Here is a 992-nt window from a genome sequence, read left to right on the forward strand (position 1 = left end):
CATTCCTGATCTCCTCGTTCTTGGAGACCAGCAAACGTCAGATCGTAGCTTCCGTCACTGTCCAATTTCCGGGGAGCAGCTCACCCGGCGCGGGTGAAGACGCGACCGGGAGCCTAACCATCAACCTGATATCAGGAGTATCAAGCAATGGCTCAGGCCACATATACGCGCACATCCGACGCAATCCAAGGAAACACCGTTTCACGCCGTCGCTTGCTTGCGGCATCGCCCGCAGCCTGTCTCATGGCGGCAGTCGGCGGTGCCTACATCGCCGGCGCAGAAGCTGCCGGTGCAGCTGAGGCCGAAACCCGAACGCCGCTCGAAGCCCTCTTTGATCGTTGGCTGGTTCTGGACGCGGAAGAGCGCCGCATCTACGCCGAAAGCGACGACGAGGACGAACAGGGCGCCGCGACAGATCGCAAGATCGAGGTCGAAAACCTGATGCGGGCCGCTCCGAAACTCAAGATCACCGATGTATCCCTGATGATCCTGGCAAGCACTGATTACGGATTGTTTGGGCTGTCTGACGAATGGCGAGAGCAGTTCCGGGACGAAGCCCGCGCCCTGATCGCAGCATAACAAAACCTGCCCTCGGGTCGTGGCAGGGGCGGGTGATCGCCCCTGCTTAACTTGTCAAGACATCTCCAAGGTCACTAGCGTCCAGTTCGCCGGGTCGAGGTTGTCGCCGGAACCCTTGTACTGCACCTCGCAATGGTAGTCGGTGCGGATCATTGCCCCGAAAGAGTTTTGGGCATCGACATAAGATAGAACGGTATACTTCCACGTGCCCATGTCGATAATATCCCGATCAAGCCAGGGGTGATCCGCAGTTGATGGAGCCTTGAGGTTGGCGTCTACAAAGTTCTGGCAGATGACCGCTGCCTCAGTGGAAAGATCCTCGGCATCAAGGTAAGCGTATTCTGCTCCCCACCTTCCGACTTGCGACCTGATCGGTTCTTTGGACTGGGATGATTGTTGGAATGGAGTATCTC

The 992-nt window shown here is 57.7% G+C and carries 2 protein-coding genes; one reads left to right on the top strand and one right to left on the bottom strand.

The features are described from left to right. Positions 1 to 147 precede the first annotated feature (147 nt). Positions 148 to 579: a hypothetical protein gene (locus tag IE224_RS20835; RefSeq protein ID WP_191313434.1), complete on the top strand. Its 432-nt coding sequence runs from the start codon at positions 148 to 150 to the stop codon at positions 577 to 579. A 54-nt stretch (positions 580 to 633) separates the two neighbouring features. On the opposite strand, the gene IE224_RS20840 is transcribed toward IE224_RS20835, so the two are convergent. After that, positions 634 to 992, bottom strand: a 359-nt coding sequence (locus tag IE224_RS20840; protein ID WP_229849506.1) for a hypothetical protein, incomplete at its 5' end; no start/stop codon positions are given.

Source organism: Paracoccus aerius (genome assembly GCF_014656455.1).
GTDB classification, from domain to species: domain Bacteria; phylum Pseudomonadota; class Alphaproteobacteria; order Rhodobacterales; family Rhodobacteraceae; genus Paracoccus; species Paracoccus aerius.

Bases quoted from the DNA above. Each gene is read 5' to 3' on its own strand.
- IE224_RS20835 (WP_191313434.1), top strand. From the start codon at position 148: ATGGCTCAGGCCACATATACGCGCACATCCGACGCAATCCAAGGAAAC.